15 protein-coding genes and 1 pseudogene are annotated in these 15283 nt (G+C 70.6%); 9 read left to right on the top strand and 7 right to left on the bottom strand.

What is annotated here, in order from left to right:
• Both AB0946_RS32935 and AB0946_RS32930 read left to right on the top strand, forming a co-directional pair.
• A partial coding sequence (locus tag AB0946_RS32935) for a zinc-binding dehydrogenase (RefSeq protein WP_366764339.1) occupies nt 1–498 on the top strand: 498 nt, incomplete at its 5' end.
• A 59-nt stretch (nt 499–557) separates the two neighbouring features.
• Complete coding sequence (locus AB0946_RS32930) at nt 558–1124, top strand: SRPBCC family protein (RefSeq protein ID WP_366764338.1); 567 nt, start codon at nt 558–560, stop codon at nt 1122–1124.
• Nucleotides 1125–1146: 22 nt separating this feature from the next.
• Here AB0946_RS32930 and AB0946_RS32925 read toward each other — a convergent pair.
• The 3 genes and pseudogenes from AB0946_RS32925 to AB0946_RS32915 form a co-directional block, all read right to left on the bottom strand.
• Nucleotides 1147–1784: pseudogene (locus AB0946_RS32925) on the bottom strand (2-phosphosulfolactate phosphatase).
• Between the two features lie 94 nt (nt 1785–1878).
• Nucleotides 1879–2091: a hypothetical protein gene (locus tag AB0946_RS32920; RefSeq protein WP_366764337.1), complete on the bottom strand. Its 213-nt coding sequence runs from the start codon at nt 2089–2091 to the stop codon at nt 1879–1881.
• 77 nt (nt 2092–2168) lie between these two features.
• Nucleotides 2169–2786, bottom strand: a complete 618-nt coding sequence (locus AB0946_RS32915; RefSeq protein ID WP_366764336.1) for a TetR-like C-terminal domain-containing protein — start codon at nt 2784–2786, stop codon at nt 2169–2171.
• Between the two features lie 377 nt (nt 2787–3163).
• Here AB0946_RS32915 and AB0946_RS32910 point away from each other — a divergent pair, with 377 nt between their 5' ends.
• From AB0946_RS32910 to AB0946_RS32900, 3 genes are all read left to right on the top strand, one after another.
• Complete coding sequence (locus AB0946_RS32910; RefSeq protein ID WP_366764334.1) at nt 3164–4189, top strand: alpha/beta hydrolase; 1026 nt, start codon at nt 3164–3166, stop codon at nt 4187–4189.
• A gap of 113 nt (nt 4190–4302) precedes the next feature.
• Nucleotides 4303–4446, top strand: a complete 144-nt coding sequence (locus AB0946_RS32905; protein WP_366764333.1) for a hypothetical protein — start codon at nt 4303–4305, stop codon at nt 4444–4446.
• A gap of 611 nt (nt 4447–5057) precedes the next feature.
• Complete coding sequence (locus AB0946_RS32900) at nt 5058–6347, top strand: tachylectin-related carbohydrate-binding protein (protein WP_366764332.1); 1290 nt, start codon at nt 5058–5060, stop codon at nt 6345–6347.
• Between the two features lie 66 nt (nt 6348–6413).
• Here AB0946_RS32900 and AB0946_RS32895 read toward each other — a convergent pair whose 3' ends face one another.
• The 3 genes from AB0946_RS32895 to AB0946_RS32885 all read right to left on the bottom strand — a co-directional run bounded on the left by AB0946_RS32895 (nt 6414) and on the right by AB0946_RS32885 (nt 8466).
• The gene (locus AB0946_RS32895) at nt 6414–7559 is read right to left on the bottom strand and encodes a tachylectin-related carbohydrate-binding protein (protein WP_366764346.1); all 1146 of its coding nucleotides are present in this window, start codon (nt 7557–7559) and stop codon (nt 6414–6416) included.
• 216 nt (nt 7560–7775) lie between these two features.
• Nucleotides 7776–7976, bottom strand: coding sequence for a hypothetical protein (locus tag AB0946_RS32890; protein WP_366764331.1), 201 nt, complete (start codon nt 7974–7976; stop codon nt 7776–7778).
• 181 nt (nt 7977–8157) lie between these two features.
• Nucleotides 8158–8466 carry a hypothetical protein gene (locus AB0946_RS32885; protein WP_366764330.1) on the bottom strand — a complete coding sequence of 103 codons (309 nt, stop codon included), beginning with the start codon at nt 8464–8466 and terminating at the stop codon, nt 8158–8160.
• Between the two features lie 162 nt (nt 8467–8628).
• Here AB0946_RS32885 and AB0946_RS32880 point away from each other — a divergent pair, with 162 nt between their 5' ends.
• From AB0946_RS32880 to AB0946_RS32870, 3 genes are all read left to right on the top strand, one after another.
• Nucleotides 8629–9624, top strand: a complete 996-nt coding sequence (locus AB0946_RS32880; RefSeq protein WP_366764329.1) for a helix-turn-helix transcriptional regulator — start codon at nt 8629–8631, stop codon at nt 9622–9624.
• 1517 nt (nt 9625–11141) lie between these two features.
• Nucleotides 11142–11534, top strand: coding sequence for a nuclear transport factor 2 family protein (locus tag AB0946_RS32875; RefSeq protein WP_366764328.1), 393 nt, complete (start codon nt 11142–11144; stop codon nt 11532–11534).
• Between the two features lie 861 nt (nt 11535–12395).
• On the top strand, nt 12396–13907 hold the full coding sequence (locus tag AB0946_RS32870) for a carotenoid oxygenase family protein (RefSeq protein WP_366764345.1): 1512 nt from the start codon (nt 12396–12398) through the stop codon (nt 13905–13907).
• Nucleotides 13908–13989: 82 nt separating this feature from the next.
• Here the strand turns inward: AB0946_RS32870 and AB0946_RS32865 are convergent, their stop codons facing one another.
• Complete coding sequence (locus tag AB0946_RS32865) at nt 13990–14151, bottom strand: hypothetical protein (RefSeq protein ID WP_366764326.1); 162 nt, start codon at nt 14149–14151, stop codon at nt 13990–13992.
• 205 nt (nt 14152–14356) lie between these two features.
• Between AB0946_RS32865 and AB0946_RS32860 the strand changes: the two genes are divergently transcribed.
• The gene (locus AB0946_RS32860) at nt 14357–14971 is read left to right on the top strand and encodes an NADPH-dependent FMN reductase (protein ID WP_366764325.1); all 615 of its coding nucleotides are present in this window, start codon (nt 14357–14359) and stop codon (nt 14969–14971) included.
• Nucleotides 14972–15283 lie beyond the last annotated feature (312 nt).

The following is a 15283-nucleotide window of genomic DNA, read 5'->3' as shown; positions in this document are numbered from 1 at the left end:
CGCCACCACGCCGCCCTGCGCGAAGCGGGAGTGACACCGATCGACTACCGCACCGAGAACATCCCCGCCCGCGTCCGTGCACTCGCCCCGGGCGGCGTCGACGCCGTCTTCGACCACGTCGGCGGCCGCAGCGTCACCGACTCCTGGCACCTCCTCGCCCCCGGCGGCACCCTCGTCTCCTACGGCAGCGCCTCCACCCGCGACGATGAGGGCTCCAAGCAGTGGCCCGTCCTCAAACTCCTGGGCCGCGTATGGCTGTGGAACGCCCTGCCCAACCGCCGCCACGCCTACTTCTTCAACGTCTGGGCCGGCCGCGCCCTCACCCCCAGCCGCTTCAGGACCCGACTGCGCAACGACCTCACTGAAGTCTTCACCGCCCTGCACCGAGGTGACATCACCCCGGCCATCGCCGCCCAACTGCGCCTCGACCGCGTCGCCCAAGCCCTGCGCCTGGCCGAGTCCGGCACGGTCAGCGGCAAGGTCGTCCTCGTCCCGTAACCACGCCGCCCCCGCACCCAACGCCCCGGACCCACCACCGCGCACAGACGGAGAACGCCATGCTCACCACCCTGCTCACGAAGGCTGCAGCCGGGCCCACCGCCCTCCTGATCGGTCTGTCAGGACAGGCCGCGGCTCCCCATCAGCCGCCGGGCATCGACCCGGACGCCCCCGTGATCACCCGCGACGACATCGTGATCCAGGCACCGCTGATACGCGTCTGGAACATCCAGACCGACGTGGACGCCTGGCCCACCTGGCAGCCCGACGTCACAGAGGCCGCCAAGCAGACCCCCGGTCCACTGCGGAAGGGCTCCGTGTTCGTGTGGTCGGTCAACGGCCTGCAGAACATCACCTCAACCGTGAAGCAGGCCCGTCCCGGGCACCGCATCGTCTGGGGCGGCCCCGCCCAGGGCATCACCGCCGTACACGTATGGACCTTCCGCCAGGAACGCGACGGAGTACACGTCCACACCGAGGAGTCCTGGTCCGGCGCTCCCGTCGAGTCCGACACCGCAAACCTGCAGGCGGCACTCGACGCGTCCCTCGACGCCTGGCTCCGCAACCTCAAGGCCACAGCCGAAAACGGAAAGCGCTCAAGCGGAAACGATGCCCAAGCGGGATGACCCGACCGGCAGCGGCAACAGGTCAGCGGGCCTCGGCCGGCTCGCCAGGCACTGCGACGGGACGCAGCACGGTCAGAGAATCTTCCAGGCGAGCGACCATCGCGAAGAGGAACCTGTCCACTTCCAGGCACAGGGCGACATCGTCGGGATGAACACCCTGGTATCCGTGTCGCACCCCGTCAGCAAGGTCGGCGGCTGCCCGGGAGGTCCTCGCACGGTGGAGATACGGGGCCACCGAGGTATCGCCACCGGCGAGATGCTGACCGATGTATGCAGCGCAGGCCAGGTCCTCGGCGGCCTGGCCTGCGCCGCCGGTGATCACGAACGTCACCGGCCCGGAACCATCGGTTGTCAGAAAGCGCGTTGTCGCGCCGGCCACGACGAAACTCGCGCACAGGACGAGCGGTGCGCTCGCGACGGCCAGCGCGCCGACGGTTCCAGCCGTCGTCTTCTGCACCACCGTGCGACCGGCCAGATCGAGCGACCTGATCAGACCGGGTGAGTTCACCGTGTCGAAGCCCGTTGCCGGGCACCGTCCTTCAGGGCCAGCCAACCCGGATGGCTCTCCTTGAGGGCCAGTGCCTCAGCGTCGGACGGGGCCAGGACGATCTTCTCGGCACCACGCGAGAGCACCCGGGCAGCCCCAGTGAAGGCCTGCATCACGGCGACGACGACCGCAACGCGCGGAACGTCAGTCCGGGTCTTGGGACACGGCGGTGCCGTGATTTGGCATCAACGTCCGTGCCTCTGCTGATCACCAACTGCCTCCGGAACCAGTCGAGATCCTCGCCAGAGGCCACGCCTCATCGAGATCATCCAGAACCTCCGTGAGCGCCCTACCGAGGCCCGCGCCAACGGCTGGCTCGGCGAGGTCGATGGACTCCAGGTCGGTTTCGACGCTGCGATGGCCAAGCTCAACAGCCTCAAGCGATCTCCAACCGATGGCCGGCCGCAGCTGGTCGACCATGGCATGCCGGTCTTCACCGAGCACGCACCCTCACCCCGGCAGGGATCGGGAGGACGCGGATAACCGCCCTGATCCTCTCAGTGAGCGAGTTCCGCCTGGCGAAGGCTGCGGAACACCGCCGGGGTCGCCCACCCGCGCAACGTGGCGTAAATCGCCGATCGGAACGCGACCTCGGCCGTGGCGGCGTCGAGAGCCCCGGCCAGTTCGAGAGTCACCAGCCCGTGCAGGGTGGCCCAGATGGACAAGGCGATCGACGTTGCCTCGCCGACGAGGACGGACGCCGCCAACGCGCGATCGATCGCCGCGAGGAGCGGACGGACCGGGTCACTGGCACCGACCTCCCCCGACGGGTCGAAGGACTGCACACCACCGAACAGCACCGTGTACAGGTGGCTGTGTCCGCGGCCCCAACGACGGTAGGCGACGGCCAGTGCGTAGAGGTCGGCGAGAGGGTCCGCGGAGGTCTGCGCCGCCGACAGGTCCTGGAACAGGCCTGCGACGGCTCTGTCGCGCACCGCACCGATCAGCCCGTCCTTACCGCCGAACAACGAATACACCGCCGTCGTCGACGCCTCGGCAGCAGCGGCCACGGCGCGGACCGTGAGCGACTCCCGCGGACGGGTGGCAAGCATCTCGGTCGCGCACTCCACAAGCCGCTCTTTGACGGCCTCGTCGTTCGTTCTCGGCCTACCCACGGGCAGCAGCCTACCTCTGTTTGATAACGTCGTTTTGAAACGGTGTTCTGAAACTGTGGAGGTCCGCTATGCCTACGTCAGCCATACGTCTTGTCCGCTTCACCGGACGCTTACTGCGGGCCCTGGCCGCCGTCGCGATGCTGGTCGTCGTCTTTCTCGCACTGATCGCCCTCACAGACGGGGCAGGCTCAGGGCTCGCCGCATGGCTGATGACCCTTGGAGCCGGGGCTGTCCTCGCGACGTGGCGGGGCCGGCGCCGCACTTGGCCGGCGCGGCTCGTGCCGTTCCTGCCGGTGGCTGTCGCGGCGGCGTTGACGGCGTCGGTCTGCATCCCGACCGTGCCGACGGCCCGGCGGTACCCGCCCGCGCTACCCTTCGTGACCACGCAGCACTGGAGCCTGACCACGGGCAGCCGGGTCGCGGTGTACCACTACCCGCCCGCGCACCCCAGCCCCCGGCATCCCATCCCGCTCGTGTACCTCAACGGCGGACCGGTCCGCGGCATCTCGGTACTCGACCACCGGTTCCTGCAACTCCTGGCCCGCCAGGGCTACGACGTCTACGCCTACGAACAGGCCGGCGGCGGACGCAGCGACCTGCTCCCCATGGGCCAGTACACGATCTCCAGGTCGGTCAGCGACCTCGCCGCCTTCATCGACCGCCTGAACAAGGGCAGGGCCGACATCCTCGGATTCTCCTCCGGCGGGGCCGTGCTCACCCGAGCCCTGGCCGACCCGAGCGTCGCCGCCCGCCTGCACCGGGCGATCATCGCCGAGCCCGGCCCCATGGACGGCCCCACCGCCCACATCGCCGGGCACATGGGCCGAAAATCCGCACGCGGCCTCGCGCCGGCCCCGACCGGACCGCGATCGACACACGTCCCCCGGTACGCCGTGGCATTCGGCCTCATGCGGCTCGGACTCCTCAGTCCCGACACCGCACTGATCGGACAGGCCGAAGGTGACAACGCCTTCACCGCCGCAGACCTCGGCAGCGACACCGCATCCGCCTACTGTGCGCGCGACGCGCGACGCATCCCCGCCGAGGAGACCGCACAGAACTTCTCCTTCAGCCCCGCCGCCAGCCTCCACATCCAGCAGACGGTCAAGGACTCACCCTCCATCGCCTCACAACTGAGGCAGTCCCGGACCCCCGCGATGCTGATGATCGCCGAGTGCTCCTCCCAGATCCGTCAATGGGAGACCACCGTCCTTGCCAATGACCCCGCCCTCCAGCGCACGCAGTACATGCCCGGAGTCGGACACCACATGTGGAACGGCCTCGACGACAACAACCACCGAGCCGTCGCCGTCATCACCGCGTTCCTTCAGGACAAGCCGGCGCCCCTGCCGAACTACCCGACCCGCGACGAGATCCCTGCCTTCCTGCGCGACCACGAATGAAGACGGTTCAGCCGTAACCGGCAACGGCGGGCGAAACCTCGAAGCTGCCCCGGCCCTGCGGCAGGTGCAGCCAACGATGACCTCTTAGTCCGGAAAGCGCAGCTACCACGCCCATGGCCCTGCGCGCCGTGATCACAGGGGACGTCCAGGAGGCCGCCGCGTACGGGCTGGTCGACACCGCCGAGCAGTTCACCGACCGCGACCTGGTCGTGCACCTGGTCCACCGCGACCTCGACAAGGACGTCCTCGCCCGCTAACCGCCAGATACGCGACAAGGGCAGCCGCAGCCATTCGAGCTGACTGCGCCAGCCTGGCCTGTGGACAGAGTCCGACCCCCGGCTGCGACGGCGAGGAACCGCAGACACGGCGTCCCCGCTCGCGCACGATGGAAGGAGCGGCGACAGCCGAAAGGGTGCCCGCGCACCCTTCTGGATTTCGCGCTGGACCCGCACCGGCCCGACCGCCCGGCTCACGGTGGTCCGGCAACAGGAGAACTTCCCGTACACGATCAAGTCCGTGACCGGTCCCTGGCCGGCTCCCATCACCCCGCTGCTCTCGCTGGGCGGGGCTCCCTGCCTACCCCCTGCCAAGCGGGACACGAACGTGAACGGCCCGCCGCCGGTCCGGGCGCCGTGGGCTCGGTACCGTCACCTGCCGCGCACATGAACAACGGACCGTCAGGACGCAAGCGGCCAGGGACCTTTACGGCCACCGTGTCTCTCTTCCGGTAGCCCTGACCTGTGGCGAGAGTAGGTCCCGCCACCGGGCGCCACACCCGCGAACAACCCGCGCAGCCGTACCCGCAGGGCCGCTGCCCGGGGCAGGGATGTGCGTGCGCCCGCCCGACATCGGTGCCGCAGGAGAGACCATGAAGCTGAGTCATGCCGTTCGCCGTACGTCCGCCGCCCTCGCCGTCGGCGCGATGTCCCTGGGTCTGGTCACCGTCGCCGGCGGGGCCGCGCAGGCCGTCGCCTCCTGCACCGGTGACGTGTCGATCTACGGCACGCTGACGGACGGCAGACTGACGTACACGCAGATCGAGCCGAACACCGGCGACCGCGTCAAGACGCTCATCGGTCCGAACCTCGGCTTCACGCCGAAGGCGATGGCAACGCTCAACTTCAACACGGTGCTGGTCACGTCGACCGCCGGTGACCTCTACCGCGTCGACGTCCAGACCAACAACACGTCCCTGGGCCTCGCAGGGGTCGTCAAGATCTGGGACGGCGGCTGGACCTTCGACAAGATGGTGTACGACGGCGCAGGCCACCTCTACGGCACGGTCGACGGGCAGCTCCACCAGTACCTGGTGTCCCAGGACAAGCCCTCCGGATCGGCCCACATAGGCCAGCACGTCGTGATCGACACGGGCTTCGTCCTCAAGACGCTGGCCGCCGCGGGCGACGACCGCATCATCGCCTCCACCTCGGACGGGCGCCTGCTCAGCTACAAGATCAACGGCGTGAACGACTGGGACCGCGCGGTGCTGAAGACGAGCGGCTGGTCGGCGGTCGACTCGCTGTCCTCACCTGGCGGGGGCCTCTACTACGGCCGTACCAACGGCGGCATGTACTGGTACCACGACGCCGACCCGACCGACGCGGACGGCTCCGACATCGCCTACCACCCGAACGACCCGGTGGACGCCTCCGGCTGGACGCAGACCCTGCTGTCGGCCTACGCGAACAACTGCGCCTACGTGCCGCCGGCCCCGCCGCACTCCGTGCAGGGCGGCACGATCTACCGCAGCGAGGTCATGACCCGCGCCAGGGACTGGTACAACCGCAACGTCCAGTACAGCCAGAGCGCCTACGCCACCGACATCGAGGGCGACGACTCGTACCGTACCGACTGCTCCGGATTCGTCTCCATGGCCTGGCACCTCACCTCCTCCCTGACGACGCAGACCCTCCCCACCGCGGGCACGCAGATCTCCAAGGCCGACCTCAGGCCCGGTGACGCCCTGAACTCCAGCAGTGAGGGGCACGCGGTCCTCTTCGCGGGCTGGAAGGACCAGGACGCGGGCACCTTCTACTACTACTCCGAGGGCAGCCCGAGCTCGGACATGAACTACTCGTCCGCGAACGTCTACAGCGGAACCATCGACAGCCACCCGGCCTCGTCCTACATCGCCCTGCGCTACGACAAGATCGCCTGACCGGCGCACGACGGCGGCGCCCCCTCCTGGCGAGGGGGCGCCGCCGTCGTGCCGTGTCCGTGGCGTCTAGTACCAGTTGTTCGCCTGCCAGAAGTTCCACGCGCTGCACGGGGAGCCGTAGCGGCCGTCGATGTAGCTCAGGCCCCATCTGATCTGGGTCAGCGGGTTCTCGTGCCAGTCGTCACCCGCGACGTCCATCTTGGAGGCGGGCAGCGCCTGCGGGACGCCGTACGCACCGGAGGACGGGTTGGTGGCGTTCCACCGCCAGCCGCTCTCGTGGTCCCAGAGCGTCTCCAGGCAGGCCCACTGGGTGGCGTTGGCCCAGGCCGTGTCCTTGTCGTTCATCAGCTGCCGTCCGGCTGCCTTGACCTCGGTGATGTCGTTGCGGTCGACGGTGTCCACGGAGGTCGTGCAGGTGTAGGTGCCCGGCTGCGCGGACAGCAGCTTCTGCGTCCAGCCACTGGTGTTGACGGGGTCGTCGAGGTGGTACGTGATGTCCGCGCCGGAGCCGTCCGTCGGGTTGGCGTCCTTGTACCAGTACATGGCCCCGGTGGACAGCCGCCCGTAATACAGCCCGCCGCCGGGGGAGACGAGCTGGTTGAAGCCCGACCAGCCGGAGGACTTCAGGGCGTTGCTCTTCCAGGCACCGGCACCGGTGATGGTGTAGTCGAGCAGCCGGCCGTCCTCGGTCGTGGCACCGAGCCGGTCGTCGCCGGTGGCGGTGAGGGTCTTCAGGACGAAGCCGGTGTCCATCTCTGTGCGGACGCCGATGTGCTGGGAGCCGGCGGGCTTGTCCTCGGTGACGTTGTAGCGCAGCAGCAGCCCGGAGGTGGTCGTCCCGTAGAGGTGACCGTGACCGTCGTAGGTCAGCTTGTCGTGGGTCCAGCCGCTGTCGGCGATCCGCACCGGCGGGTTGAGCAGCGCGAGGCTGGTGTTGTTGGTCTTGATGTCGATGCGGTAGAGGGCACCGGTGGTCGACGTCACCAGGACGGTGTTGAAGTTGAGGGTCGCCATGGCCTGCGGCTGGAAGCCGAGGTCCGGTCCGACGAGCACCTTGGCCAGGTCGCCGGTGGCCGGGTTGATCTGGCTGAACGTGAGCCGGCCGTCGGTGAGTACGCCGTAGATGTTGACGCTGCCTGAACAGGTGGTGGCCGCGTCGGCGGTGGGAGCGGTCACCGTGAGGAGTCCGGTGCTCAGGGCGGCGGAGACCATCAGGCCGGCGGCTCTACGGCCGTTGGTGCGGAATTCCTTCACTTCTGGTTCCCCCCGGGAGCGGTTGAGGTGGGGCAGGGCGGTCGCGGGTCGTGGACCAGCGGGTGGGATGCGTGGGAGTCGCCGTCAGGGGCGGCGGGCGGCCTCCTGCCGGCGGGTGTCGGCCGACGGCGGGCGGCTTTCTGTCGGCGGGTGTCGGCCGGGGCGGCGGGTGGCCTACTGCCAGCCGGCGTCGGCCGGGGTGGCCTGCCGGGTGGAGTCCTCCGGCGTGACCTGCCAGCCGGCGTCACCGGCGACGACGGCGGAGGACTCGGCGGCGTCCGTCCTGTGTGCCGAGGTGACGGCCGGAGTGGCGAGGGCCACGGCGACGACAAGGGAGGCGACCGCGGCGGCCTTGGCGATACGGGTGCGAGGCATGACAGACCGTTCCTTCCGGGACGAGGTGCGGGGTCCGGCCCGTCGTCGCGTCCCGCGGTGACGCGCACTCCGGCCGGTGATCACCAGGTTCGTCGCCGGCCGGGCGTGTGAGAAGGGGTCTCCGGTGGACGGAAAGGGCCTTGGACCGATACGTCCAAGAGGGTTGGTGGCGCCTTGGACGTCAGTCGGAGGGCTGTGCCTCGAACGCCAGAGGGATCAGCGGCACCCCGGCACCCGTGAGTCGCGCCCGTGCCAACTGCGGTACCTCACACAGCAGCCTGGTACAGACGCGGACGGCCCGGTGCTCGGCCTCCTCCACTCCGTCGGCCAGCATATAGAGGCCGAGGGTGAGCCGGATGGGGGAGCGGACGTGCACGGAGACGTGCTCGACGCGGTCGCCGGGGGCCAGGGACGAGCGCACCAACTCGCGGACCTCCGGCGGCAGGTGACTGCCGGGAGGGAGTTCCAGGTGCGCGTGGACGAGGTACATGCGCTCCAGCGTCTCAACGAAGCGGGTTCCCGCATCGGTTCCGGGGGTGGTCGGTTGTGTCCCTGGCCCGTTCCGGCCCGATCCTGTGACGAAACGTTGCCGTTCTGCGAGGATCGACGCCGAACAGGGGACGTTGGGTGCAGAAAAAAACGGGGGACACACGTGCTGACCGGACTCGGACTCGATTCCGTCGCGGAGACGGTGTACCGCGCCATGCTCAGACACCCGTCCGCCGGTGTCGCGGACCTCGGCGACGCGGTGGGGCTGTCCGAGGAGGAGGTGCGCGACGCCCTCGACACCCTGAGCGAGTTGGCGCTGGTGCGTCCCGCCGCCGGGGACGCGGGGCGGATGCGGGCGGTGTCGCCGGACATCGGCATGGAGATCCTGATGGCCCGCCAGCAGGCCCGGCTGGCGGCGCAGCAGCAGCGCCTGGAGGCTTCGCGGGCGGCCGCCGCCCAGCTCATCTCGGAGTACGCCGAACTGCGGCCGGCCACCAGCCACCCCAGCGTGGAACAACTGGTGGGGCTCGACCAGATCCGCGACCGGCTGGCCGTGCTCACCCGTGAGGTGCGCGAGGAGTTCCTGACGTTCGCGCCGGGCGGGCCTCAGACCGCGGAGAACATGGCCGCGTCCCGGCCGCTCAACGAGGATCTGCTCGGCCGCGGGGTGCGGATGCGCACGATCTACCTGGACAGCGTGCGCACCAATCGCCCGACTGTCGAGCACGCCGACTGGCTGGCCCGGCTGGGCGGTCAGGTCCGTACGGTGCCGTCGCTCCCGACGCGGATGATCCTCATGGACCGGCGGACCGCCATGGTCTCCGTCAGCAGTGACGACACCGCCGCCGGCGCGGTGGTCCTGACCGGGCAGGGCACGCTCACCGCCTTGTGCGCGCTCTTCGAGACGACCTGGGAGTCCGCCCAGCCCCTCGGCCAGGTCGTCCCCACCGACGCCCACGGCCTCACCGGTCAGCAGGCCACCGCCCTGCGCCTGCTCGCCGAGGGCCACACAGACGAGGCCATAGCCAAGCGGCTCGGGGTGTCCCATCGCACCGCCCGCCGCATAGCCTCCGAACTGATGGACCGCCTCGGCGCCCGCAGCCGCTTCCAGGCCGGTGTACGCGCCGTCCAGCAAAGCTGGCTCCCGGCCCGCCCCTGACAACGGTCCTGGACGACCACACCCGCCTGGCCCACCGAAGACCTGCCCGACGAAACCGCTCCTCCGCCTTGCGACGCGCGGTACCAGACCCCGCTCCCTGATCCGGCGACGGGGGACGCATGACGCGGCGGTGGCTGGTGACGGGGTGCTCTTCAGGGCTGGGGCGGGCGCCGGCAGGCACCGTGGCCCGGGCCGGCGACCTGGCGATCGCTGACCCGCCTGCCTCGCCCACGGCAGGGCGGGGCGGGCGCGGCGGACAGCGCCGACGGGTCGCCGCCGGGCGTCGAGCGTGCGCCGCAGCCGGTCGGACCCCCGCAGCAGGTCGCTGAAGCGGCGCCCCTCGGAGCCTGCCCCGGCACCCTCCGCCGGTGCCGTCCGGTGCGGTCGGCGATCGTGGGCGCCGGGATGTTCGGCGAGGGCGCGGCCCACGACAGACCGGTGGCGCCGGGGCTCATGGTCCGCCGCGACGCCGTGACGGCGGTGGCTGCGGCGTGTGTGCGCTCCGCGGCGGACGCGCTGCTGAGCCCGCCTGGCTCCCCGGCCACGGCGGGCCCCCTGAGGCCGCGGCGCAGGACCTGCCGGCCGCGGTGGACGCCTTCACACCGCCGGCATCCGAGGACCCCTCGCCCGGCAAGCCGGCCGCCGCGCATTCGATATTCCGTACCTGCGAGCACCCGGCAGGTCACTGGCTCAGGGCCGGGCTCGGGCGGGCGCGGCCTTCTCCTAAGCGCGGTCACCCGCTCACCCCCGGCGGCCTCCAGCGCTGCCCGCCCTCTCTGCCAGGCGTACGCACATCGCACGGTGAAGGCACGCAATGCGTCCGCGAGCAGGAGGCCCGCGCCGACGCGGAGGACAGGCGCCGCCGTGCCGCTGAGCGGGAGGTGCAGCGCCCTGTGGGCAAGCGGTGCGGGCAGAAGTTCACCGACCAGTGTTGGGAGGAGACCACCGCGCACCGGACTGCGTGGAAGGCCGGGGACGTGTCCGTGTGCGGCACCTGCCATGCCGATGAGGTCGCATGGGAGGAATCCGCCGCCGAAGCTGCCCGTCTCCAGCCGCCGCGCCGCCGGGCCCGGACCCCGGCCAGGAACCGGTCCGGGGGCCGCGGCTGGTTCCGCCGGCGGCCCTGACGACGCCTTCCGCACCCGGTGCGACCACGGGCCGGGCGTGGAGGGCTGCACCCGCAGCAGGACGACGCGGGTGCCGGTGCTGGGCGCAGCGATGCCACCGGAGAGCGTCGGCTCTTCTCCACCGTGCGCGGATGCTCCCAGTCGACCTGGGGCTGGGCGGAGACCACCGCGTCGACGGACGCGGTGGTGTAGAGCGACGTCGACGGCCCCGGCCCGGCTGGTGCCGCATGGCGTGAGCCGGGCCGCGGTCACTCGACGCCATTGCCACGGTGGACGGCTGCCGCCCTCCGGTCCGGCCGAAGGGAGGACCTGACAGCGCAGGTCCGCCTCGCCCCGGGCCGGATGTGGCCCGGAGTGCCTAGGCTGTCACCGCTACGGAAGGGTGGTGCCATGGATGCTGACTCCCGGACCAGGGCCGCGATCGAGGAGCATTGGCGCGCCTCGGAACACGGGGACACCGAAGCTGAGCACGCCATCTACGCCACGGACGCAATCCTGGACTACCCGCAGTCAGGTGAGCGGTTCCGGGGCCGGGCGGCGATCTCGGCGCAACGCGGCGGGCACCCGGCCGACCGACACTTCACCGTCCAGCGGATCACCGGCCATGCGCATCTATGGGTGAGCGAATGCGTCATCACCTACGACGGTGTGCCTTCGTACTCGGTGAGCATCATGGAATTCGCTGACCAGCGCGTGGTGCACGAGACGCAGTACTTCGCCGACCCCTTCGGCGCGCCGGCCTGGCGGGCCGCGCTCGCGGAGCCGATGCCGGGACGGAACTGAGCCTGCTTGCCGCCCCGGCCCTTCCAGTCGCTGAACGACAGCACCGCTCAGCTTCCGCAGCCCCGTCGTCCGCGCTCCGTATCACTGCGCGGTGCTCCGCATCGACTGACCGCGGGGATGCGCCGGTCACCGCACGCGAACGCGACAGGTTTCGCGCCACCACACGGACCGGTGGCCGAAGTCCACCTCACGCATGTACACGGAAGGCCACGCACACGCCCACCCCGAAGCCGACGTCGAGCCACGAGGACGCATTCCAGGCCCTCGACCGCCCCGCCTACGCGTGGCTGGCCCCACTGCCCGCCGACCCCAATGCCCTGCTCAAGGCGGTCTGCAATCCGACGCGCCGCCGAACCCTCGTGACCCGGTGACCACGGCCACCCGTGCCGGACAGGAGGCTGCTCGCCGCGCATGCATGTCCGAAGCCGGCGTGAGTCAGGCGGACCGGCGCTCCTGGCGGGGTCGGTCAGGGCGTACACGACCAGGCGCGGGCACTGCTTCATGCCGGCGCCGTGCCGGGGCCTGAACGAGTGAGCCCGACGGCCACCGCGGGTGTGGCGGCGGACCTCGCGTCTCTGACCGGCACCGGCCGGGCCCGGCAGCCGACCGAGCACGGGTGACCAGTCGGCCGGTTCCGCCAGTGGATCAGCGACTTGACCGGGGGCCGCCGCGCCTGAGCGCTCCGCCTGGCCAACTGCTGCTCAGCGTTCAGGGTGTGGCCGCTTGTCGGGGTGGCGCCGGCACCACCCCGTGATCGGGGGCTGGGCCGACTGCTTCGCGGGCGACAGCGGAGGAGAGTTGCCTTCGTCACCAGGGGCCCGGCTGCATGAGCCGAGGCCGGCAGCGGAGCGGGGAGGCATGATGGCCAGTCATACACGGCGGGAAGTTCTCGGGGGTGTAGCGGCCGCGGCGGCGGGCAGTGTGGTCGGGAGTGGCCTTGCGCCCGGGTTCTCCACGGCCGCGGCACAGGCGAGCCGCTCGGCCGGCAAGGGCGGCGCTAGCGGGGCGACACCGTTCCTGACGGGGGCCTTCGCGCCGGTCACCGAGGAGTTGACCGCCTTCGCTCTCGAGGTGACCGGCCGCATCCCGAACGATCTGGACGGCCGCTACCTGCGCAACGGCCCGAACGCGCTGGGCCTCGAGGACGTCCGCGCCCACCACTGGATGCTCGGTGACGGAATGGTGCACGGAGTTCGGTTGCGCGGCGGACGAGCGGAGTGGTACCGCAACCGATGGGTGCGCTCCTCACAAGTGAGGGCGAAACTGGGAGAGTCCTGCTCGGGCCAGGCGCCGCCGGACGACTTCGCCTGCAACACGCACGTCATCCCGTACAAGGGGCGCATCCTGACGATGCAGGAAGGCGGGCCGCTGCCGTACGAGCTGGACGGTGAGCTCAACACCGTCCGCCCGTACGACTTCCGCTCCACGCTCAAGAGCGCCTTCACCGCGCACACCAAGTACGACACCGTGGCCGACGAGTTGCACGCGATCGCGTACCACCCCACGTGGGACCACGTGCGGCACATCATGATCGACCGGACCGGCGAGGTGGCGAGGGCCACACGGATCCCCGTCGCGGACGCTCCGATGATGCACGACTTCGCGCTCACCGAGAAGTACGTGATCATCGTGGACGTACCGATCACCTTCGACGGTGCCGCCGCGGAAGCGGGCGCGGTGGTGCCGTACGTGTGGAACGACAGGCACCCCATGCGCATCGGTCTGCTGCCGCGCGCCGGCGGTACCACGCGCTGGTTCGACGTCGACCCGGTCTACTACTCGCACACCCTCAACGCCTACGACCAAGGCGATACCGTCGTGGTGGAGTACACCGCGTTCCCCGCCCCGTTCCACGTCGCCGGGCGGGGCATGGGCGGACCCTCGGCGACCGGTGCCCCGACGCTCGACCGCTGGGTGATCGACCTGCGGGCGAGCCGGGTACACAGCAGCAGGCTGGACGACCGTCCGCAGGAGTTTCCCCGCATCAACGAGACGCTGGTCTCGCGCCGTCACCGCTACGCCTACACCGCGAGCACGGCCGAGATGTGGCGTGCGTACGAGACCGTCGACGGGCAGCGGCCGGACGAGAAGTTCACCAACTACCTGATGAAGCACGATGTGCCGCGCGGTGGCAGGCAGGTCCATCGCTTTCCCGTGGACGCGGCGGTCAGCGAGCCGGTGTTCGTTCCGCGGCACGGCGCACGGGACGAGGACGACGGCTACGTCCTGTCGTACGTGAACGACCCCGCGCGTGGCGCGACCGACCTGTTCATCCTCGCGGCCCAGGACTTCGAAGGCCATCCGCTGGCCCGCGTTCACCTGCCCGGCCGTGTGCCGCTGGGCTTCCACGGCAGCTGGGTCGCGGACGCGTAGAAGGCTTCATCACGGCGAGAGCGGGTGAGTAGCGCACTCGCCCCTGAAGCCTCCGCCGCGGCATCCGCAGTGTCGGACTGGTTCACCGGGCGGGCACGGAGCACGAGAACCCGCACTGCTGGAAGGCCGACGGCGACGACCCCGATCGCTGGACCGTCGTGGTCCGGTCCTCCACGGCGAGGACGTCGCCTTCGATCGCCGGGCCGCGGAGTTCGTCCGCCGGGTCGTGGTCGTCCCGCGCCACCCGTTCACGATGGCCCACTGCTTCGGCACCCACTGGTTCATGAACCACCGGTCGAGCGACTGAACCGCGGCCTTCGGCAGGTGTGTCCACCCGTCCCACGCCTCCGGTATCGGATCGGGATCGCGTCGGGATCCCGCTCCGGCACTCTCAAGTCATCGGAAGGCGGGGCCCGATGGGGAACCGTCCGAAGGACAGGGAGACCGAGGTGACCAGGATCGTACTGATGTCGGGCAGTCTGCGGCGCGGCTCGGTGAACAGCACCGCCGTCGCGACGATCGGCCGACTGCTGGCGCGTCGGGGCGCACAGGTGCGCACTCCGCTGCTGGATCTGCGGACCGTGCCGTACTACGACCAGGACCTCGACACGGCCGACGGCCCGGCCGCGGTGGCACGGGCGCGGCGGCTGCTCGGATCGGCGGACGCCCTCGTGATCAGCACCCCCTCCTACAACGGAGGCGCTCCAGGTGTCCTGAAGAACGCCCTGGACTGGCTCTCCCGGCCCTGGGGCGACAGCGCCCTCACCGGCTTGCCGACGGCGCTGATGAGTGCTTCACCCGGGCCCCGCGGTGCGGCGGACGCCCAGCCGGGACTGCGGGTGAACCTCGAACGCTCCGGAGCGGTCCTCATCGACCACCGGCCCCTCGCGCTCGGAGACGCGGAAGTCCTGCCGCGTACGGACCAGGGGTTCACCGATCCGTCGGTCCTCGCCCTGCTGGAGGAACTGGCCGACGCCGTATGGGCGGCCCGGCGCGGCGCGGCCGACGCCGAGGTGATCCGCCCGGCCGGTGACGGTGGGCTGCACCCCGCGGTCGTCGCCTGAGACCGCCGCTTTCGGCGCGGTGCCGTGACGCGCCGCGTCCCTCACAGACTTGCCCCCGGCGAGGTGCCCTCAGGGTACGCGTCGGTGGCAGGAACGTCCGTCCGGCCATGGACGGCACTTCACCTCGGCACCACGTCACGTGGAGCCCGGATACAGGAAAGGGGGTGCCCCGCATGACGAAGCTCGTCCGCCGCGTGACCCGCGCCGCCATCTGAGGCGCCCTGTCAGTTCCCCTGCCACGAGGTAAGAATGCGAAGGAGGTGCAGTCCCATGACGAAGCTCGTCCGCCGCGTGACCCGCGCCGCCATCTGA

This window comes from Streptomyces sp. NPDC046870 (assembly GCF_040704595.1).
GTDB lineage: Bacteria > Actinomycetota > Actinomycetes > Streptomycetales > Streptomycetaceae > Streptomyces > Streptomyces argyrophylli.
The sequence above is the reverse complement of the archived record's forward strand: the minus strand, read 5'-3'. Positions and strand labels throughout refer to the sequence as shown.